17 protein-coding genes are annotated in these 16,291 nt (G+C 40.5%); 3 read left to right on the top strand and 14 right to left on the bottom strand.

Features of this window, described 5'->3' with window-relative positions:
- Positions 1-41: 41 nt before the first annotated feature.
- Positions 42-1,526 carry a D-alanyl-D-alanine carboxypeptidase/D-alanyl-D-alanine endopeptidase gene (gene dacB / locus JI665_RS12855; RefSeq protein ID WP_206839834.1) on the bottom strand — a complete coding sequence of 495 codons (1,485 nt, stop codon included), beginning with the start codon at positions 1,524-1,526 and terminating at the stop codon, positions 42-44.
- Positions 1,527-1,789: 263 nt separating this feature from the next.
- Between dacB and JI665_RS12850 the strand changes: the two genes are divergently transcribed.
- Complete coding sequence (locus JI665_RS12850; protein ID WP_206839832.1) at positions 1,790-2,047, top strand: YpbS family protein; 258 nt, start codon at positions 1,790-1,792, stop codon at positions 2,045-2,047.
- Positions 2,048-2,097: 50 nt separating this feature from the next.
- On the opposite strand, the gene JI665_RS12845 is transcribed toward JI665_RS12850, so the two are convergent.
- The 6 genes from JI665_RS12845 to JI665_RS12820 form a co-directional block, all read right to left on the bottom strand.
- Positions 2,098-2,415 (bottom strand): MGMT family protein, encoded by a 318-nt coding sequence (locus JI665_RS12845; RefSeq protein ID WP_206839830.1) that lies wholly within the window; start codon positions 2,413-2,415, stop codon positions 2,098-2,100.
- 76 nt (positions 2,416-2,491) lie between these two features.
- A complete protein-coding gene (locus JI665_RS12840; protein WP_206839828.1) occupies positions 2,492-3,301 on the bottom strand; it encodes an endonuclease I family protein in 810 nt (269 codons plus the stop codon).
- Positions 3,298-4,263, bottom strand: coding sequence for a S8 family peptidase (locus tag JI665_RS12835; protein WP_206839826.1), 966 nt, complete (start codon positions 4,261-4,263; stop codon positions 3,298-3,300). The genes JI665_RS12840 and JI665_RS12835 overlap by 4 nt, the downstream gene beginning before the upstream one ends.
- A 200-nt stretch (positions 4,264-4,463) precedes the next feature.
- The gene (locus JI665_RS12830; RefSeq protein ID WP_206839824.1) at positions 4,464-4,973 is read right to left on the bottom strand and encodes a mismatch-specific DNA-glycosylase; all 510 of its coding nucleotides are present in this window, start codon (positions 4,971-4,973) and stop codon (positions 4,464-4,466) included.
- Between the two features lie 135 nt (positions 4,974-5,108).
- Positions 5,109-5,300, bottom strand: a complete 192-nt coding sequence (locus tag JI665_RS12825; protein ID WP_206839823.1) for a YbxH family protein — start codon at positions 5,298-5,300, stop codon at positions 5,109-5,111.
- Between the two features lie 106 nt (positions 5,301-5,406).
- Positions 5,407-5,844, bottom strand: coding sequence for a peptidylprolyl isomerase (locus JI665_RS12820; RefSeq protein ID WP_206839820.1), 438 nt, complete (start codon positions 5,842-5,844; stop codon positions 5,407-5,409).
- Positions 5,845-6,009: 165 nt separating this feature from the next.
- Between JI665_RS12820 and JI665_RS12815 the strand changes: the two genes are divergently transcribed.
- Entirely contained in the window at positions 6,010-6,666 is a 657-nt protein-coding gene (locus JI665_RS12815) for an MtnX-like HAD-IB family phosphatase (protein ID WP_206839818.1), read from the top strand.
- 345 nt (positions 6,667-7,011) lie between these two features.
- Here the strand turns inward: JI665_RS12815 and JI665_RS12810 are convergent, their stop codons facing one another.
- The 5 genes from JI665_RS12810 to JI665_RS12790 all read right to left on the bottom strand — a co-directional run bounded on the left by JI665_RS12810 (position 7,012) and on the right by JI665_RS12790 (position 13,746).
- Positions 7,012-7,536 carry an HD domain-containing protein gene (locus JI665_RS12810; RefSeq protein ID WP_206839817.1) on the bottom strand — a complete coding sequence of 175 codons (525 nt, stop codon included), beginning with the start codon at positions 7,534-7,536 and terminating at the stop codon, positions 7,012-7,014.
- Positions 7,537-7,557: 21 nt separating this feature from the next.
- Positions 7,558-7,752 (bottom strand): hypothetical protein, encoded by a 195-nt coding sequence (locus JI665_RS12805; RefSeq protein ID WP_206839815.1) that lies wholly within the window; start codon positions 7,750-7,752, stop codon positions 7,558-7,560.
- A 180-nt stretch (positions 7,753-7,932) separates the two neighbouring features.
- Entirely contained in the window at positions 7,933-10,011 is a 2,079-nt protein-coding gene (locus JI665_RS12800; protein WP_206839813.1) for a transglycosylase domain-containing protein, read from the bottom strand.
- A gap of 136 nt (positions 10,012-10,147) precedes the next feature.
- Entirely contained in the window at positions 10,148-11,119 is a 972-nt protein-coding gene (locus JI665_RS12795; RefSeq protein WP_206839812.1) for a ring-cleaving dioxygenase, read from the bottom strand.
- A 389-nt stretch (positions 11,120-11,508) separates the two neighbouring features.
- Positions 11,509-13,746 (bottom strand): DEAD/DEAH box helicase, encoded by a 2,238-nt coding sequence (locus tag JI665_RS12790; protein ID WP_206839811.1) that lies wholly within the window; start codon positions 13,744-13,746, stop codon positions 11,509-11,511.
- A gap of 178 nt (positions 13,747-13,924) precedes the next feature.
- On the opposite strand from JI665_RS12790, the gene JI665_RS12785 reads away from it, so the two are divergent.
- Positions 13,925-14,098, top strand: coding sequence for a hypothetical protein (locus JI665_RS12785; RefSeq protein ID WP_019379882.1), 174 nt, complete (start codon positions 13,925-13,927; stop codon positions 14,096-14,098).
- Between the two features lie 7 nt (positions 14,099-14,105).
- Here the strand turns inward: JI665_RS12785 and JI665_RS12780 are convergent, their stop codons facing one another.
- Both JI665_RS12780 and JI665_RS12775 read right to left on the bottom strand, forming a co-directional pair.
- Entirely contained in the window at positions 14,106-15,368 is a 1,263-nt protein-coding gene (locus tag JI665_RS12780; protein ID WP_206839810.1) for a glycosyl hydrolase family 18 protein, read from the bottom strand.
- Between the two features lie 206 nt (positions 15,369-15,574).
- Positions 15,575-16,261, bottom strand: a complete 687-nt coding sequence (locus tag JI665_RS12775) for a hypothetical protein (protein ID WP_206839809.1) — start codon at positions 16,259-16,261, stop codon at positions 15,575-15,577.
- Positions 16,262-16,291: the final 30 nt, after the last annotated feature.

Genomic DNA, 16,291 nt, shown 5'->3' with positions numbered 1-16,291 from the left:
AGGTTTACCGGCGAAACGGTATCCTGCCCTTTTCTAATGTTTTATTGATCGGCTAATAGCGTGGCTATTTTGTCCTCAATAACTTTACCTTCACTCCCATCAGTTAAGTTATTCAGAATAATAGAAAAGATAAGCTCTTCCCCGCTGGATGTCTTAACATATCCTGATAATGAACTGACTGTTGAGATGGAGCCAGTTTTTGCTCTCACGTTCCCTGCGGCATTGGAGTTTTTCATGCGATTTCTAAGAGTTCCTCCCGCCATCCGGTCTGTATTGCCCGCAATCGGCAATGAGTTCAAATAGGAGCTGAACCATTCTTCGTCCTGTACTTCGAAAAGAAGTTTTGAGATTTCATTTGCAGGAATTAAGTTCACATGTGAGATTCCAGAACCGTCCCTGAGTACGAGAGTTTCCTTATTCATCCCAAAGGCTTCTGCTTGTTCTTCTAATACCTCCAGCCCTTTTTCCCAGCTGCCTTCTCCTTTGGCAACTTTGCCCATTTCCTTGATTAATGTTTCCGCATGGCCATTATTGCTTAATTTCATAAATGGTATGAACAAATCTTTGATCGGCATGGATTTATGCTCAGCAAATAGTGTTGCGTCTTCTGGGGCAGTGCCAGCTTCTGTTTTCCCTTTGATTTTAATGCCTTGTTCAGCGAGAGAAAGCTTCAATAGATCCAATGCGTAGCCAGTAGGCTCCCATACAGCGATCCATTCCCTTGAACGGCTGCCTTCAACTGGAGTTTCTCCTTCGATTGTAACGGTGTTCGTTCCGTGATCTCTTTCAATATGGATATCCTTCTTTTCATCTTTAGTGACGGTTTTAGCCTTATTGACGATTTTTATGTAATCTGTTTCCGGGACCATTTTTACAATCGGTTCCTGCCCGGCTTTTTCTCCGGGATAAACCTCTACAATTACTGTGCCAGCGTCATAGTCCTCGTTTGGGGAGGCAGTTAGTGCCGAGACTTGTCCGCCATAATACCATGATTCATCGCTCCATGACAGGTCGGTTGAATAGCGTACATTATCATACCACGTGTCATCACCGATCAGCCTGCCATGAATAACTTTGATGCCTGCTTCTTTTACTTTAACGGCAAATGAATCAAAATCCTTTTTTAAAAGGGTTGGATCCCCTTTTCCTTTTAAGATCAAGTCACCTTGAAGTGTATTTCCCTTTATTGAACCTGTGTGAAGAAGTTCTGTTGTGAACTGATAATTTTCTCCTAATGTTTCTAGAGCTGCAGCTGCTGTTAGAAGCTTCATATTAGAAGCCGGTCTTAAACGTATATCTCCGATATGGTCGTATACCAGCTCGCCTGTTTCCGCATTGCGGATACTCACTCCTGCAAGTCCTCCCTGAAGAATTGGATCATTATTAAGCATTTGGTTTAACTGCTGTACAAGTTCGCTGCCTTCTTCCGTTGCCTGGACTTGAGGCGATTCGGGCTGAGCAAAAGGAACAAGTGCCAGCATAAATACCAGCAATAAACTGATATTTATTTTTACACTCTTTTTCATATGTATTAAGCCACCTTCCATTTTGTTTCTTAACCTTTTCTTCTTAGAAAGGTGTGTTCCCTTTATTTCCATAATGAGGAAAAAGAATCAATTTTTGATTTACTTAACTATTTTATTCTCCACTGTAAAAGTTATGAGGACTGGCTATTATTTCCTATTTTTATTTAAAATAAATATTATGCTAATAAGAATATATTTACTCTTAAAATGCTATTAGAAAATGGTATGATAAAAACAGGTGAATTTTATAAGGGGTGGAAAGAATGAGTGTACATAAAGCAATATCAGAACATGTAGGAAAGCAGAATAAGATTATTACGAAATTTGCTGCCCTGGAGCAGCAGCGCGAATACTATATTGAGCAAGCATTGGATTTATGCAGGAGGGGACTTCCATTTTCTGCGGATAAGATAAATGAAGTAACTGCTGAAATCAATAAACTTTCTAAACAGGGAATTATACCTGCAAGAAAGTATGTAACCGTTGAGATGATTGAGGAATATGCATCAAAGACAAAATAGGTACTTATGATTATTAAGAAGCGTGACTTCCAATTGGATGGCACGCTTTTTTATATTTGCTGTGATGATTCATAGGCAAATTCCTGCAAATCAATTCTATTATTTATATTAAAGTAAATCCCCTCATTTTCTAATTGTTCTCTCTGAATGTCATGCAAATCTCCGTCTTTAAACCCAATTTCCCCTTTCCCATTCACAACCCGATGCCACGGAAGCTGATGCTTTTCACTTTGGGTATGAAGTATCCGGACCACCTGTCTAGCTCCCCTGGGGCTCCCGGCCAGCCTTGCTATTTGTCCGTATGTCATGACTTTTCCTCTTGGAATGTTTTTAATGATTTTTATAACGTTTTCTGTAAATGGCTGCACATGATTGCTCCTTTTTTATCTTATATTATAAAACAAACCCGCCTGAGTTTCAGGCGGGCACATTTATTATCCTATATTATCCTAACATTTTCTTTGCACCTTCCGGAAAATCAATAAATGGGTTGCGGTTTCCCTGGAGCTCTTGAATGGCAGCGTTCCTATGCTTCTCATATACAGTCACTGGATATTCTGCATGCCATCTCAGCAAAATCTGCATATCCATCTTTTCTTCGATTTTAATTACTTTTTTATATCTGACAGCAAAATAGAATACTGCTCTTGCGGCAATACCCTTTCCATATTCAGGCTCAAACTTTTCCTGTTCTGCCATTCCGCATCCGGTCCTGACACTCTCAGCCTCGAATTCCGGAGTATAGGCTTCAAAATCATGGTAGGGGAAGTTGCTTCTCATACTGTTGCATGCCGGTTCACATGCAAACAGGTGATGAAGATCCCCTCTCATTGGCTGACTTTCTTCAAACCAGGATTGCGGAATGACATGCTCAGTATTAAAAATTACTCTTTCTCTGCTGCTAAAGCCGCTTTCCTGAACCGACTGCAAAAGCTTGAGATCCTGGTCAATGGCTTTAAGCGGGTCCATCCCTTTCCCGGAATATAAACTTTTTAGCTTGAGATTTTCCTGCAGATCCACCCATGGATATACATATTGGTGAGGGGAGTAATCCAATTGCCGGTTATGGCTGCGAACCAACAGAGTATGGATTTGTTCCGGGATGTCTTCTTTTTCAAAATCAAGGCTGCTGTAGTAGTCCTCCAGATTGAGGATATCCTTCTGAGCGTCATAATACGGTTCATTCTGAACATTTTCAATATACTTTGACTGAGCCTCTGCCCATGCTGCAGAAATATTGTTCACTTTAATCATATAGCATTATGAACCATGGATTTGAATTTTTGGTCAAAGATCCCGGCTAAATGCTCAGGTACGGTTAAATAAACAAGTCCGTTTCCTTCCAGTTTAGGCGAATTGCCTAACGGAACTGTCCTTCTGATTAATTGTGCATATAATTCCGGTTCTGAAAGCTTTCTTTCAAATTGCTTGTTTGCTAAATCTTTGATTAGAGCCAGCGCACCTGAAACATGCGGGGCTGCCATTGAAGTGCCGCTAAGCGTTGCGTATTTCCCGTTCAAAAAGGTAGATAATATCTCTTCACCAGGTGCCACTAAATCTATTTCATTATGAGAGTTTGTAAATTCGGAAGAATCCCTTTCAAGGTTAATAGCCCCTACACTAATCACCTCATTATAGCAGCCGGGATAAGCAAACTCGTCGGTTGAGTCGTCCCCATCCCCTTCATTTCCTGCTGCGCAGACCACAAGGATATTCTTTTTAACAGCAGCTTTTATCGCATCATGCAGTTCAGGAACATCAGCTGGTCCGCCAAGTGACATGGAGATGATATCAGCATTTTGTTCGATGGCATAATAAATGCCATTGATGATCCATTCGTATTGGCCGGAACCATCCTTATTTAAGACCTTCACAATAAGGAGATCAGCTTCAGGCGCTACCCCAATGACACCAGCATCATTTTCATACGCAGCGATAGTTCCTGCAACATGTGTGCCGTGGCCGTTATAGTCTTTGAAAACATTTGGATCGCTGTTATCGTCGTCTGTAAAATTCCGTCCTCCTGTTATTCGATCCTTCAGATCAGGATGGCTTAGGTCACATCCGGTGTCCAAAACAGCAATTTTAATTCCTTTTCCTTTTGTTGCGTTCCACATCTTTGGCGCCTGAATCAATTCCACGCCTTTTGGAACTTCCATAACTTCCTCTTCCTGACGAATCACCTTAAAAGGAATAACACGAACATATTGCTCCATTTCTTTCCCTCCTTAAGAGATTAAATTGAAGCTGGTTCTTGCTGTTGAATTCATTTTAACAATTCTGAATATTAATTAACAGTACCGTTGGTAGGGGAAAATACTAGAAAATTGTTTGTGAATAAGGAAGAGTTTGTGCTATTTGCCCTATGAAACAGCATGATGCTGACCAGGCGGCAACCATTCAAAAATTGGTTTTATCAGAGAGTTTTTAATAGCTTCGGAATCTCCGCATAGATTTGAATAATTTCATCCATTTTCATTCGGACCAGTCCAGAAGACGAAGGAGCAGCAAAATCAATCGTTCCGGGAACCACAGATTCCTCCTGCACTCCCCATGGCAGCTTCTTTTTGCGGCTGTATTCCTGATATACTCCTTTTCCAACAAAGCAAATGACCTTAGGTTTAAGTTCACTTACTTTTTTAATCAGCTCTTCTCTGCCCTCTTTATATTCTTCCTTTGTTATTTCGTCCGCAGCTTTAGTAGGACGGGGTACAATATTTGTCATGCCATATCCCAATTCCAATAACTTGTAGTCTTCAAATGCATCAAATTTACGAGGAGTCAGCCCTGATTCATATAGGATCTTCCAAAATCGGTTGTTTGGATTTGCAAAATGATGACCTGTCTCTCCTGATCGAATACTTGGATTGAAGCCGACAAACAGCAAATCAAGATTTTGTTTCAAATGGTCTTTAATAGGCTTCATTTAACCATCCTCTCTTAATATCAAGGTATAGTTATTTTACATAAAATCCAATTGGGTTTAAAAGAAAAACTCTTAATAGGAAAATAGGGCAGGCGCCCTTCTTCATACCGAAGGACGCCAAACTTAGAGGAATTTCTACAATCCATGCCTAGTGCAATACTGAGCAACCATCTCTTCTATTTGGTCGTTTTCGGGGAATTTTCCGGAAAATTCGAATTTAAGTTCTTCTACAAATTTTCCATTATGAAAAACATGTATGGCACCGTTCTGGCTGATGACGCTAAATTCAGGCTCAAACCGGTAGCCGTTTCTTTCAATGGCACCCAATCACATCAACTCCAATACAGTTAGTTTTTCTTAGTATAAGGAATTTTCAGCCAGGTATTTATGGCAAAACAAAAAAGAGCCATTTCGGCTCTTTTTGCTGAACTATTTATCCTTCAAGAATTTCAACTTTCTCCATAACATCGCCGTTTCTCATTGCCTTAACTGCTTCCATCCCGGAAGTAACTTTTCCAAAAACAGTGTGAACACCGTTCAGATGCGGCTGTGGCTCATGTACGATAAAGAACTGGCTTCCGCCTGTATCGCGGCCCGCGTGAGCCATTGAAAGAGATCCTTCTTCATGCTTATGAGGGTTTCCTTCTGTTTCACATTTGATTGTGTACCCTGGACCACCAGTTCCTGTTCCGTTCGGGCACCCTCCCTGACTTACAAACCCAGGAATTACACGATGGAAATTCAAGCCATTATAAAAGCCTTCATTAGCAAGCTTTTTGAAATTTTCAACTGTCCCTGGTGCTGCTTCAGGATATAGTTCAAATTCAACCTTTTCACCGTTTTTCATTAATATGTATCCTTTTTCTGCCATACTAATCATCTCCTTATGTAAAAATCAAATTAATAATACCATTAATCTCATCAGGAATAAAATCAAAAGACGTTTTTTCACTGATTGAACATAAAAAACAAAGGGTAAAGTTAAGATAGCATGGTACCATAAAAAGCATAAATGTCTTATTTGGAGGTTTATAGAATGAAAAAGTGGGCTTTTGTCTCAGATTTTGATGGAACAATATCAAAAAGAGACTTTTATTTGATTATGATGGATAAATATTTTCCGGAGGGGCGAAGGCTGATGCCCCAATGGAAGGCTGGAGTGATAAAGGATATCGACTTTTTGAATAAAGTCTTCACTTCCATCAATCAGGATGAAGAACAAATTATCAGTGATATTTATTCAATAGAAATAGATGAATATGTACCTGACTTTATCAAAAAGATTCAGCAGAACGGCGGAGATTTTTATATTTTGAGTGCCGGCACAGACTATTATATTTATCACTTATTAAAAAAATATGGAGTGGAGCATGTGAAGGTTTTTTCGAATGAAGGTCATTATCATGAGAAGAATGTGCACATGAATATAGATAAGAATCATCAGCATTACTCTGAGAGATATGGCATTGATAAATCGAAGGTCATTCAGGACTTAAAGAAGGAATATGAAACTGTGTTTTTTATTGGGGACAGTGAACCGGATTCACACCCGGCGGAGTATGCTGACATTACTTTTGCCAAAAATGGGCTTCAGGATCTTCTTCGGAAAAAAGACATATCTTTTGTGCCGGTAGAAGAATTTAGAGAAGTGGAGGATTATTTAAAGGAACAAGGAATATTGCCAAAAGTATAACGTTTCACACCAGGGCAAAGCCGCTTTTTTGCCCTGGCATTTTTGTATGTATTTTAACCAAATAGCTCCAAGAATAAAATTAGGATAAAAATGATAAAGGCATAAAATGAGAGATGCAGAAATACTGTTGTTAATTTAAATTTGATTTCTTCCACATTAAATGACTGTTGTCTTCGAGTCCTTGCTCTCACTGCCGCAACACCATCCCTGCTTATAATAATATTAATAATCTGATTATTTTCCATGAATTATATTTCTTCATGAAACAGGCGCTTCCCTTTAAAAAGCAGCAGTTTATTTGTAGCGAATTTCCTGGGGAAGCGCATAACATGACAGAAATTTAGGTTATTCTGCTTTTTTCTTAAGATAAATATCAATCTTATTATCGAGATTATCGAGGCTTTTCATCGCCCGCTCAAAATCGAGTTCACGGTAATGATGCGCTCCTCCTGGCTCTTCATCCTTTTCATCTGCCAATTTGACTATGGATTGCAGAGGAGTTCTTACAACCTCACCGCCAGGCAGAAATGAATCCGTGTGAAAAAGGATGGCTAAGGCAATTTCTTTTGCTTTAATCGGGTTTTCTCCAAGTCTGATCAGGAGTTTATGTGCCCGTTCAGCACCTTTAATGGCATGAATGTCATTCTGACGGTAAAGGTCGTAATCCCACTTTCCGTTTTTGTACCAGGTATAATGGCCGATGTCATGCATGAAACCTGCTTTAGCCGCTGAATCAACATCCTCACCGAATTCTTTTGCGAGCTGGAAAGAATGATAGGCAACTGCAATAGCATGAGCGATGCCTGAGCGTGTAATATATTTCTGTGCGATCCGATGCTGATAAATATCGGTTAGTTTTACATCTCTCATGTAATCCCCCTCTAAACAGGATTAAAATTTCTTATTGAGCTTTTTTTGTTTATTCATTACTTCATATGATTTTTCAATAATATCTGTTAAAACATCGCCTTTATAAATCCTGCCGAGTTTCGTGTTTTCCTGATAATAATCAACAATTTCATCAAGCATATTCGAAGTCTCTTTTGAAATGCGTACATTAAGCTGAATCCGTGTTTCTCCACTCATATGAATCCTCCTAGCTATTAATATCTGTAAGCTAGCAATTCGCTAGCGAATGCTGTCGTTTTGTTAGCAGGTACTATAACTACTTAGATTACACTGTTTTGCTGAATTATTCCAGTATAAAGATTGCACAGCAAAAAAAGAGAATGGCTACTTTGGCCATTCTCTCTTTCTTTTTAATTGTTAATTACTGAATTGATCCAATTTGTCTTTCAGGAACCTGCCGAATTCCTCAAGTTCCTGCTTTCCTTCTCTCAATTTTTCCTTCCAGATTGGAAGGTCTTCTCTTATTTTGCCTTCAAATTTTTCAGCCTGTTCTTTAATGGTCTGTCCAATTTCTTCTGTTAATTCCTTTTTTTCCAGCTTTTCGTTTACCGATTTAGTAGTAAATTCCCCTTCCTGCATATATGGCAGGCTAGATTCCATTATCGCCCTAAAAACAGGAACAGCTGTTTCAGAACTGCTTTTTGACAGATAATGTTCTCTGTCTGTCTGGTCATACCCCAGCCAAACTGCACCAACCAAATTCGGTGTATAGCCTACAAACCATTGGTCTTTCGTTCCGTTAATATCTTTATAAGGAAGCTGGGTTGATCCCGTTTTTCCGGCGATTTGAACTCCCTCAATCTTCGTTGCGCTGCCTGTGCCTGTTTCAACCACATTTAACAGCATGGAAGTCATTTGATTCGATACCGTTTTTGTCGTAACCTTAACTGTTTCTTTATCACGTTCGGCAATGATGCTGCCTGTTGGGCCAACTATTTTCGTAATTAAATGGGCATCCTGCCGCTTGCCGCCATTTGGAAATGCGGCATATGCTTCTGCCAGCTTTAAGGGTGAGACCCCTTTTCTCATTCCGCCTAATGCAATCCCTAAATATTCATCTTCCTTCTCAAGCGGTATGCCGAACCTGTCAAGTGCATCCAGTCCTTTATCAAGTCCAATTTCATTAAGGAGCCATACGGCTGGGACATTTATAGAATCTTCCACAGCTTTATACATGGACACTTCGCCCGCATATTGTCCGGAAGCATTAGCTGGAGTGTAATCTCCGTATGTTACTTGTTCATCTTTTAGCATGGATGTTGGTGAGTATCCTTCTTCAAGTGCAGGCGTGTAGACCGCTAATGGCTTGAGTGTAGATCCAGGCTGGGCTTTAATGTGTGTTGCCCTGTTGAATCCCCTGAAAACATGCTCACCCCTGCCCCCGACAAGCCCTCTGACACCTCCTGAAGCAGGATCAAGAAGGACAGCACCACTCTGTACGATTTCTCCATTCATGCCTGGAGGGAAGATTGAATCCTTTTCATAAACATTTTCCAGGCTTGATTGCAGGTTCTGATCCATTTCCGTATATATTTTGTACCCTCTTGTAAAAATCTCTTCCTGTGTTAATCCGTACTTATTTATAGCTTCATCCAGGACAGCATCAACATAGTAAGGATATTTTCTTTCTTGCTTGCTTCGTGTCCCTTCCTTTAATTGGATCTTTTCATTTACAGCGTTCTCATACTCTTCAGCTGAAATCATCTTGTGCTCTTTCATCTTTCCGAGGACAACATTCCTTCTTTTCATTGCCCGTTCGTAATGATTATAAGGGTCGAGTGCTGAAGGCGATTGAAGCAATCCTGCAAGCAGTGCACTCTCGCTTATGTTCAGTTCCTTTGGTGTTTTGCTGAAATACTTATTGGATGCCTGTTCAATTCCCCAAGAACCGCTTCCGAAATATACCTGATTTAGATACATTTGCAGGATTTCATTTTTTTTATAATTTTTTTCGATTTCTACTGCAAGGAACAATTCTTCGGCTTTTCGGCGGTAAGTCTGTTCTGGTGACAGCAAAGCATTTTTAGCCAGCTGCTGAGTAATGGTGCTTCCCCCGCCCGTTATGCCGCCAGCAAATAAATTGCCAAAAAAGGCTCTTGCAATTCCTTTAATATCAAATCCATTATGCTTATAAAAGCGTTCATCCTCAATCGCAATAACGGCATTGCCTACATGATCCGGCAATTCTTCAATATTTGCACCCTCCGCCCTATTTTCCGCAAGTCCTGCAGCAGCATCTCCGTCTTTATCGTAAATAACAGTTGACTGCCTTAAACCTTCTTTTAAGGTCTCCACGTTTGCTGTAGCTGCCAGAAACGCAAAAAATAGAATGGTTAAAAGTATTATTGTTAGTGTTAAAAGAAGCAGAATTTGTGTCAGGTGCTTTTTGCGCCAAAACCCTGCAAAAGCTTCTTTGAAACGCTGAAATTTTTCCATGATGACTCCTTCTCTATTTCTCTAAGTTCCATTATTATTATCCCCTATTATATATTAAACGAATAAACTCTATAAAAAGTTTCAACTTCAAAAGTAAGGGGACGAACACTTCGGTTCATCCTCTTACACCATTTATTTAATTTTTCGTATTCAGCAGCTTTATGTTTGCCTCGATTTCTTCCCGCCTGTCTTCAATATAAGGAGGAAGTGCAAGCTTTTCTCCCAATTGCTCGAAAGGTTCATCTGCTTCGAATCCAGGTCCGTCTGTTGCCAGCTCAAAAAGAATCCCGTTCGGTTCCCGGAAATATAAAGATTTGAAATAATACCTGTCTACAAAACCAGAGCTGGCAATCCTCCATTTTTTCAGTTTTCGTACCCAGTTTCTTAATTCCTCTTCAGTTTCCACCCGAAAAGCAACATGGTGGACACTCCCCCGGCCTGGACGCTGCTGCGGCAAGTCAACCTGTTCTTTAATATGGATTTCTGCCCCGTTTCCGCCTTCACCGGTTTCAAATACAGTTACAGTATCTTCATCCAAAGAATATTCTCCTATTCTCCGATATTCCATTACTTCTGTAAGCAGATTTGTGGTGGGTTCAAGCTCAGAAACGGTGAGCATTACGGGTCCAAGCCCAATTATTCCGTGGCTGGGAGGAACGGCAGCTCGATCCCATGGCTTCCCGCCTTTTACTCCTTTATTATTTTGATCAGAAATCAGGGCCAAACGCTGGCCTTCGAAGTCTTCAAAGAACAGCATCTTCTTTCCGTTTGCTTCTCTTATTTCTTCATGTAAAACATCTTGTTCTGACAGCCTCTTTTTCCAATAAAGAAGCGATTCATCAGATGGCACACGCAGAAAAGTACAAGTTATACTGTCTGTCCCCCTGTAAGTGCGGCCAGCATTTTTGATTTCAAAGAAAGTTAAGTCAGTACCAGGGTTACCCCTTTCATCTGCGTAAAATAAATGATACATTGTGGTATCATCCTGGTTTACAGTCTTTTTTACAAGCCGCATTCCAAGGATTCTGGTGTAAAACTCATAGTTCTTCTGAGCATTGGCTGTTATGGCAGAGACATGATGCTGACCTTTTAATGGTTTCATATTCATATGATCACAACCCTAATCAATGTATTTTAGGTATATTTTGATTGAACAATGAAAGGAATGCAACGGAAGCGCACAATAAACACTTGTTTTCTTTATAGAATAATGCTATATTAGTAAAGCGATGAGCTAATTGCATAAGACGACAGACAAGCCTTATTGGCAATGCACTATGTGGAGTGCAGTCGGGTCGCCGCAATACGTATAAAAAGACGCCTCTCTGGGGCGTCTTTTTTATTGGATAAGAATGTAAAAATTCCGCAGTTAGATAACTGTCAAGCGCAAACAGCCTACCCTCCTCGAGGAGGCCCCAGGATGGGGATCATGCAGACCTTGCCACAGGACGTGGCGTTCTTAGTCTGCGATCCTTTAGTGGGCTGCTTGCGCTTTTCTTATTTTAATTGAGATGAAAGATACGACCCTGCAGCAGCTGACTGAAGCCTTGCAGCTACATAGGGGGGCCGTGCGTTTTTATGGGCCTCGGCCGGCATGCCAAGCCACAAAATATGTCCGTCAATTAATATGCAAGGGAATGGGAAGCCTTTTGGCAATATCTTATCAGGATCACCGGAAGGGATAGAATGCTCGGTAAGGATGGTAAGCTTTGTTTGCGAACCTCTTTTGGAAAAAGCCTGCCCCCACTCGTTCCCCAATTGTTTGCCATTAGGCAGGGAAATGATAATCTCCTTTCTGGCTTTGGAAATATCCTCAAACACTTTTTCCAGCTTTTTTGCATGCATCCATTGCAGGCGTGGATGCTGATTTTTGATCCACCTGCCAATCTGATCAGGATGAATGGCCTGTCCATTGTGCAGCTGATGGTCCGCAAGCTTCCGCCATGTTTTGTTTTTATATACCTTGTTCTGTATAAATTCTAAATCGCAAATATGAATAAATTTACCCTTGGTTCTCGTTATGGCAACATTCATAAGTCTTTCGCTTTCTTTCCCAACTAATAGCATTCCAGCTCTGTCATGGGGCGGAGCATCGACAGAGTCAAAAATCATGACATCCCGTTCACTTCCCTGAAAACGGTGAACCGTTGCAGCAATAATATCAGCAGCAGTTCTTTCTTCCCCATAAAGCTCAACCAGAAGCTGTTCCATTAATAATGCCTGTGCACGATAAGGAGTGACATAACCTATGGACCTGCTTCCTCCTGCATAAGCTTCATGTATCAGCTGAAATCCCAGCAAAAGATCCCATAAATTGATTCTTGAATTCGAGCTGCCATCTTTTATGCCATATTCACCTGATCCAGCTGTATTAAGCAGGATCGAGGCTTTGCCGGGAAAAGGCGTACAGGAAGCGATATCAGATCTTGCTGCAAGAACATCCGGATGGTCACCTACAAGTGAATGGTAGATATGTTTATTCGAAAAAGCTGAAATGTCCGGGTGCATACGTCGCTGCTCTTTTAATAGAAAAAGGTGCGGATGTAAGTGACCATCCTTGACTGCGTCAGACACACCAGAGTGATGAAAGATATCTTCTCTTAGCCATTTTTCCGACAATTTATGTTTTGAAGCAGCAATAGGAGGAAGCTGTTTAAAATCCCCGCAAATGATGACTCTTTTGCCAAGTGAAGCTGCAAAGGCAGCCTGTGGAACATAAGCCATGCTGGATTCATCGATGATGACTAAATCAAAATTTTTCTCGTATATTGCCGGATCGCTTGCTGTTTTTGCCAGTGTTGCTCCTATAATAGAAGCATTTTTTACAAACTCTATTTCCTTTTGCCTGATTTTTTCAAGTACTCCAGACAGCTTCTTTTCTATTTCAATAAGATGATCGGAATCTCTCTTGCTGAAGGATCGGGATAAATCCTGTTTAAGCAAGCGGCGTTCCTCAAATAGAGCAGCTTTTTGGTCCGAGAGATTAGAATGCTGCTTATTTAGAAGATATTCGGCTGTTAATGAAGAATGATCGAATAGTGCCGGACCGATTTGTGACCCGTAACGAAGCAGATCCCCATCAGGAATTTTTCGTTTGCATGATGCAAAGGATGAAATCTCTGCCATAAGGACATCTATTGCTTGATTTGAGTGGGCCAGAATGAGAACACTTTGACCTTTAAAGTATTTGTTGGCGGCCACACGTGCAAGTGCATAGGTTTTTCCTGTGCCCGGCGGACCCCAGACATATGTGACTGGATTATATTTAGAACGCAATATCAATTCATGGGCACCAGTCTTTACCTTTTCGGCAGGGTGTTGGGGAGGCATGGAAGGATCCATCAATTTTTTTATTCTATTTCTTTTTCTTTTGCTGTCTTTTATGTCCTCTAAGCGCTGAAAAAGCTGATCCAACAGCTCCCAGGGATCATGAAGCAAATATGCTTCCGATAGATCGATTCCAATATCCTCTTCTAAAGCCACTATGACATTATTTCCTTCCGCAGAAAGGATTCTTCCTTCCACCCTCTTTCTTCCCCATTCGATTTTTATGGAAGATCCAGTTGGAATTTTAATGGCAGAAGGTGTATCGAAAAAATAAGTATATGCATCTGATTTTGAAAGCAGCTGCCCATTTAACATTAAGTAGCGGGAGCTCCCATATTTTTTTAAATGTAAGATCTCAGCCTGAATGGCTTTTTGCCACTCTCTTATAAAGCCAAGTGTTGATGTCATTTTGTATCTTCCTTTGTTCACTATGGTATTCAATTAAACTAATATATCATTTACTTGCCGATATGCAAAAGAAATGATGGAACCTGCATGGTTCCACCAAAGTCAATAGGGTTAATTCCGCAGAAGTATGAGATAATGTGTTAATAACACTTTATATGTTAAAGAAAGAGGGATCAGCGTGAAGCGCAGAAATAAGTTTGAGCATAATGATATTGTGATTCTGATTGACACGGGAGAGAAAGTTACGATCAACAAAACCTGTTATGTGGCGAAAATGAAGAAATACACATATACAATTAAAGAAAAACCAAAAATGTTTTATTTTGAAGAGGAAATGAAGGAGCTTCTTTAGAAAAGCACTATAGAATAGTAAAATTTTTATCCGCAAATGCCCAGTTCTGCGGAAAACGCAAGCTTATTTGCCAGTATGTCATCCCTAAAAGATTATACTGGTCAATTAATTTATATTTTTCTGTAATGCTGCGGATATCTTCAAACCAGACCACATGTTCTTCTTCTCCGTTCCAATATCGGAACCATGGGGATGCTGCATAAGCATCGAATTGAATAATTGCTCCTCTGCTTATAGATAAATTCTGAATGGCTTGCATGGAAAATGAGCGGGTTAGATTATCCGCTGTTCTCCAGTCATATCCATATAATGGCAAAGCTATTTGCAGTTTTTTCGGGTCAATCTGGGTGATCGAATATTTAATGACTTCTTCCACCCACCATAGTGGAGCGACGGGATTAGGAGGACCGGTGGGATAACCATAGTCCATGGTCATGACTGCAACAATATCGGCACCCTCTCCAATTGCTTTATAATCATATGCCCCTATTATCCGGTTTGCCGGGATATCTTCAGTCTTAGCATGTACATTGACATGAAGAACTTTTGGCCCTAAGGCATTCTTTAATTCTTTAATGAATGAATTGAAATCCTGGCGCCTTAATGGCGGGATAAATTCAAAATCAAGACTGATGCCTCCATATCCTTTTTGAGTGACAAAATTTATCAGGCTTAAGATTAAGTTCCTCCTATTTGCCGGACTTTCAAGCACCCCGCCAATCAGTTCTGCATTAAATTCACCTTGTGCAAGATTTCTGATCATCAGCAGCGGAATGACATTCAGCCGGCGGCTTTCTGCCAATATAGCTGTATCGTCCAATTCAATATATGCGTAACCTTCCCTTGTTAAAGAATAGGCAGAAATGGCGATGTAGGTTAAGTACTTTGCTGTTTCCCTGAAAGCGGGTAAAAAAATATCAGGAGAATACGGGACTATGAACCCTAATGTTTCCATTACTAATCTGCTTGGTGATGGAATATTTATCCTCTGTCCGATATATAGCCCCTCCGGCCTTATCTCCGGGTTTGCTGACAGTATAGCATTAATTGTAGTTTGATAACGCTGGGAAATGCTCCATAATGTATCTCCCGGCTTTACAAGATAAGACCTGATAACTGGTCCGCTTACCGGAATGTATAGCGCTAAACCAGGGATGATACCAGGTCCATTCTCAAGGCCATTAGCCGTTCTTATATCCTGGATAGGAACCTTATACCTTTGAGAAATGGTCCAAAGGCTATCGCCTGCCTGAACGATATGAATCCCCATAATGCACCTCTTTTCACTTGCTTTTAAACAGTTTATGGGGGGGGCAAGCCTGAATAGTACCAACTGAGAAATCCAGCCCAATATTAAAATGGTTTTTAAGTTTATCCGGGGACTGATCGCTGGATGAAGGAGGCATTTTAGTTAGCACAAAAAACAAGTGGCTTCAAGAATTCTTGATAGCCACTTTCTCATTTCGCATTAAATCATTACTGATAATCCGCTTCATGCCCGCTCAGGGAATCCATGTGGCTGGCAATCATTGCAATGATTGTGCTTGCCTCTTCTTTGCTGAAGATAAAGTGATCTTCATCTTTGATCATTTCTTCGTCATCGGTCCAAATGCGATTAACTCTGCGAAGGACTCCATCACCGGTTTCCTGCACCACTCCAAACTGATAGGATACCTCCACTTCGTCTTCCTTGAAAAAGGCAGTTACTTCAGGAGTTTCCCACTCTACATCAACTTCTTCAAAGACATCACCTTCGCCGTCAAAAGCATATTCGGCGGCAATGTCGAAATCTTCCTCTTCTGAAACATATATTTCTTCCTCATCTTCAAATTCAAAATGATCCTCATCTTCAACATTCATATAATCGTGAAGGCTTTCGTGGACTGTATCGATGATGTCTTCAATATCAAAAAGCATCGTTTTCGAAGTATGTCCAAGTTCAAAATCAAAGTCTTCTACATAGAATTCTTCATTATGCGGATCAAAGAAAAGTGTGCAAAAATATTCTCTATCATTATCACTGGTTTCAATAAAAAACTCCATTCTGGGATGCTTGGCACCCCGGTCAATCGACATATGGCCAATCTGATCATATTTACTGCAAATCGATTCAAGATGGTCCTGCAACTCACCGCTTACTCTGTCAAACCATTCAAGTGACATGCTGCATCCCTTCCTCTCAAGGTTTTTCTC

The sequence above is a fragment of the Bacillus sp. NTK034 genome (assembly GCF_017303275.1).
GTDB lineage: Bacteria > Bacillota > Bacilli > Bacillales > Cytobacillaceae > Cytobacillus.
The sequence above is the reverse complement of the archived record's forward strand: the minus strand, read 5'-3'. Positions and strand labels throughout refer to the sequence as shown.

Coding starts and splice junctions, on each gene's coding strand:
- JI665_RS12775 (WP_206839809.1), bottom strand. CDS start 16,261: ATGTCACTTGAATGGTTTGACAGAGTAAGCGGTGAGTTGCAGGACCAT.
- JI665_RS12840 (WP_206839828.1), bottom strand. CDS start 3,301: ATGATTAAAGTGAACAATATTTCTGCAGCATGGGCAGAGGCTCAGTCA.
- JI665_RS12820 (WP_206839820.1), bottom strand. CDS start 5,844: ATGGCAGAAAAAGGATACATATTAATGAAAAACGGTGAAAAGGTTGAA.
- dacB (WP_206839834.1), bottom strand. CDS start 1,526: ATGAAAAAGAGTGTAAAAATAAATATCAGTTTATTGCTGGTATTTATG.
- JI665_RS12805 (WP_206839815.1), bottom strand. CDS start 7,752: ATGAGTGGAGAAACACGGATTCAGCTTAATGTACGCATTTCAAAAGAG.
- JI665_RS12800 (WP_206839813.1), bottom strand. CDS start 10,011: ATGGAAAAATTTCAGCGTTTCAAAGAAGCTTTTGCAGGGTTTTGGCGC.
- JI665_RS12795 (WP_206839812.1), bottom strand. CDS start 11,119: ATGAATATGAAACCATTAAAAGGTCAGCATCATGTCTCTGCCATAACA.
- JI665_RS12835 (WP_206839826.1), bottom strand. CDS start 4,263: ATGGAGCAATATGTTCGTGTTATTCCTTTTAAGGTGATTCGTCAGGAA.
- JI665_RS12850 (WP_206839832.1), top strand. CDS start 1,790: ATGAGTGTACATAAAGCAATATCAGAACATGTAGGAAAGCAGAATAAG.
- JI665_RS12815 (WP_206839818.1), top strand. CDS start 6,010: ATGAAAAAGTGGGCTTTTGTCTCAGATTTTGATGGAACAATATCAAAA.
- JI665_RS12790 (WP_206839811.1), bottom strand. CDS start 13,746: ATGACATCAACACTTGGCTTTATAAGAGAGTGGCAAAAAGCCATTCAG.
- JI665_RS12810 (WP_206839817.1), bottom strand. CDS start 7,536: ATGAGAGATGTAAAACTAACCGATATTTATCAGCATCGGATCGCACAG.
- JI665_RS12780 (WP_206839810.1), bottom strand. CDS start 15,368: ATGGGGATTCATATCGTTCAGGCAGGCGATAGCCTTTGGACCATTTCT.
- JI665_RS12830 (WP_206839824.1), bottom strand. CDS start 4,973: ATGAAGCCTATTAAAGACCATTTGAAACAAAATCTTGATTTGCTGTTT.